This window comes from Streptomyces flavofungini, assembly GCF_041028215.1.
GTDB classification, from domain to species: Bacteria; Actinomycetota; Actinomycetes; order Streptomycetales; family Streptomycetaceae; genus Streptomyces; species Streptomyces flavofungini_B.
Genome location: NZ_JASKYR010000791.1, coordinates 1 through 3,291, shown reverse-complemented (window position 1 = coordinate 3,291; position 3,291 = coordinate 1). Strand labels below are relative to the sequence as shown.

At 73.3% G+C, this 3,291-nt stretch carries 2 protein-coding genes and 1 pseudogene; 1 reads left to right on the top strand and 2 read right to left on the bottom strand.

Going from position 1 to position 3,291, the window contains the following annotated elements:
- The first annotated feature begins 179 nt into the window (after positions 1 to 179).
- Positions 180 to 2,021, top strand: a complete 1,842-nt coding sequence (locus AB8Z36_RS34510; RefSeq protein ID WP_369217330.1) for a S9 family peptidase — start codon at positions 180 to 182, stop codon at positions 2,019 to 2,021.
- Positions 2,022 to 2,037: 16 nt separating this feature from the next.
- Here the strand turns inward: AB8Z36_RS34510 and AB8Z36_RS34505 are convergent, their stop codons facing one another.
- Together AB8Z36_RS34505 and AB8Z36_RS34500 are read right to left on the bottom strand one after the other, a co-directional pair.
- Complete coding sequence (locus tag AB8Z36_RS34505; RefSeq protein WP_369217331.1) at positions 2,038 to 3,111, bottom strand: ABC transporter ATP-binding protein; 1,074 nt, start codon at positions 3,109 to 3,111, stop codon at positions 2,038 to 2,040.
- 52 nt (positions 3,112 to 3,163) lie between these two features.
- A pseudogene (locus AB8Z36_RS34500) lies at positions 3,164 to 3,291 on the bottom strand (methionine ABC transporter ATP-binding protein); the annotation flags it as partial.

Sequence of the window (3,291 nt, the reverse complement as noted above, 5' to 3'; positions counted from 1 at the left end):
GGCCCGCCGCGGGCAGTTCGCGGACCGTGCCCGCGCGCAGCTCCGCCGCGAAGAGGCGGCCCGCCCCCCCCCCCCCCCCCCCCCCCCCCCCCCCCCCCCCCCCCCCCCCCCCCCCCCCCCCCCCCCCCCCCCCCCCCCCCCCCCCCCCCCCCCCCAGCAGGGAGAGCGGAGCGGGCATCGTGGGCTATGCGACGGACGCGGCGGCGGAGTTGGCCGCGTTCGCCCTGTCGGGCCGCCTCTTCGCGGCGGAGCTGCGCGCGGGCACGGTCCGCGAACTGCCCGCGGCGGGCCCGGTGATCGACCCGCGCCCCTCGCCCGACGGGCGGCACGTGGCGTACGTCTCCGGGGGCGCCCTGCGGGTCACGGGCGCCGACGGCGTGGGCGACCGGGTGCTCGCCGCGCCGGAGCCGGACGAGCGGGAGACGGTGACGTACGGCCTCGCGGAGCATGTCGCGGCCGAGTCGATGGCCCGGTACCGCGGGTTCTGGTGGTCCCCCGACTCCGACCGACTGCTTGTCGCGCGGGTCGACGACGCGCCGGTGCGGCGCTGGTGGATCGCCGATCCCTCGCACCCGGAGCGGGAGCCGGCGCGGATCGCGTATCCGGCCGCCGGGACCGACAACGCCGACGTACGCCTGTTCGTGCTGGCCCTGGACGGATCGCGGACCGAGGTGGTGTGGGACCGGAGCCGCTTCCCCTACCTCGCCCGGGTGCACTGGTCGGCGGACGGCGCACCGCTGCTGCTCGTGCAGTCCCGTGACCAGCGTGGGCAGCTCTATCTCGCGGTGAACCCGGAGAACGGGGCCACGCGGATGGTGCACGCGGAGGAGGACGCAGATTGGCTTGAACTGTTCGGTGGAGTTCCCTGCTGGTCGCCCAGCGGCAAGCTGGTCCGGATCGTCGACGAGGGCGGCGCGCGCGTCCTCGCGTGGGGCGAGAGACCGCTGACGGGAGCGCAGTTGCACGTGCGCGCGGTCCTCGACGTCACCGAGGAGGACATTCTGCTCTCGGCGTCGGCGGGGCAGGCGGCCGCCGACCCCGAGACGGGCGAGGTGCACGTCTACCGGGTCAACGAACTGGGTGTGGAGCGGCTCTCCAAGGAGCCCGGTGTCCACTCGGCGGTCCGCGCGGGCGGCCTCACGGTGCTGGTCTCCGCCGCCCTGCACCGCCCCGGCTCCCGGGTGCAGGTGCTGCGGGACGGCAAGCGGGTGGCCACCGTGGCCTCGTGCGCCGAGCGTCCGGGGCTCACGCCGCGCGTGACGCTCACCGAGGGGGGCACGCGGAGGATTCCGTGCGCCGTCCTGCTCCCCACGGAATACAAGGCGGCGGACGGGCCGCTTCCGGTACTGCTCGATCCGTACGGCGGGCCGCACGGCCAGCGCGTACTCCATGCGCACAACGCCTTCCTGACCTCCCAGTGGTTCGCCGACCAGGGGTTCGCGGTGATCGTGGCGGACGGCCGCGGCACCCCGGGCCGCTCCCCCGCCTGGGAGAAGTCGATCAGGAACGATCTGACGCTGACACTCGACGACCAGGTCCACGCCCTGCACGCCCTCGCCGAGACCCATCCACTGGACCTCGGCCGGGTCGCGATCCGCGGCTGGTCCTACGGCGGCTACCTCGCGGGGATGGCCGCGCTGCGCCGCCCCGACGTCTTCCACGCGGCGGTGGTCGGCGCCCCGGTGACCGACCTCAGGATGTACGACACGCACTACGAGGAGCGCTACCTCGGCGACCCGACGAAGACCCCGGAGACCTACCGCCACAACTCCCTGGTCGGCGACGAGGGTCTGCTCGGGGCCGTCGAGCCGCACCGCCCGATGCTCGTCATCCACGGCCTCGCCGACGACAACGTGGTGGTGGCGCACTCCCTGCGCCTCTCCTCGGCGCTGCTCGCCGAGGGCCGCCCGCACGAGGTCCTGCCCCTGTCGGGCGTGACGCACATGATGTCGGACGAGCGGATCGCGGAGAACCTGCTCCTCTTCCAGCTGGACTTCCTCAAGCGCTCGCTGGGCCTGTAGCGGCGGCGCCCGCGGCCTACGGCACGACCTGCTTCTCCTCCGCGAAGTGGCAGGCCGAGTCGTGCGCCGCGGGCCCCTCCTCGTACCGGAACTCCGCGGGCACCGCGAGCGCGGGCACCTCAAGGGCGCACCGCTCCCGGGCCTTCCAGCAGCGGGTGCGGAAGCGGCAGCCGGAGGGCGGATTGGCCGGTGAGGGCACGTCACCGCTGAGGATGATCCGCTCCCGGTGCTCACGGGCCTCGGGGTCGGGGACCGGCACGGCGGAGAGCAGCGCCTGTGTATAGGGGTGCGTGGGGTGGTCGTAGATCTCCTCGTCCGTACCGATCTCGACGATCCGCCCGAGGTACATCACGCCGACCCGGTCGGAGATGTGCCGCACGATCGACAGGTCGTGGGCGATGAAGACGTAGCTCAGGTCGAACTCGTCCTGGAGCTTCTCCAGGAGGTTGATGACCTGCGCCTGGACGGAGACGTCGAGGGCGGAGACCGGTTCGTCGGCGACGATCACCTCGGGCCGGAGCGCGAGCCCGCGCGCGATGCCGATGCGCTGGCGCTGGCCGCCGGAGAACTGGTGCGGATAGCGGTTGATGTACTCGGGGTTGAGGCCGACGACGTCCAGGAGCTCCTGGACCCGCTGCCGCCGCGAGCCCTTCGGCGCGACCTCGGGGTGGATCTCGTAGGGCTCCCCGATGATGTCGCCGACGGTCATGCGCGGGTTCAGCGAGGTGTAGGGGTCCTGGAACACCATCTGGATGTTGCGGCGCACCGCCTTGAGCGCGCGCCCCGACAGCCGGGTGATGTCCTCGCCCTTGTAGCGGATCTCGCCCTTGGTCGGCCGCTCCAGGTTGACCAGCATCTTCGCGACGGTCGACTTGCCGCAGCCGGACTCCCCCACGATGCCGAGCGTCTCGCCCTGGCCGAGGTCGAAGTCGACGCCGTCCACGGCCTTGACCGCGCCGACCTGCTTGCGGATGACGATGCCCTGGGTGAGCGGGTAGTGCTTGACGAGGCCCCGGACCTCCAGGATCGGCTCGCGCCCGGACTCCGGGCCGTGGGCCGCGTACGCCGACTCGGCCCGCGCCTTGTGCATGAGCTGCCGCGCCGTCTCGCCCTCCGCGGCGAGCTGCCTCCTGCTGACGTGTTCACCGTGCGGCATCGAGCGTCTCCTTCCAGAAGTGGCAGGCACTCCTGCGCTCGGCGGCCGGGCCCTCGTCCGTCACCCGGTACAGCGGCGGTTCGTCGTGGCGGCAGACGTCCTGGGCCATGGGGC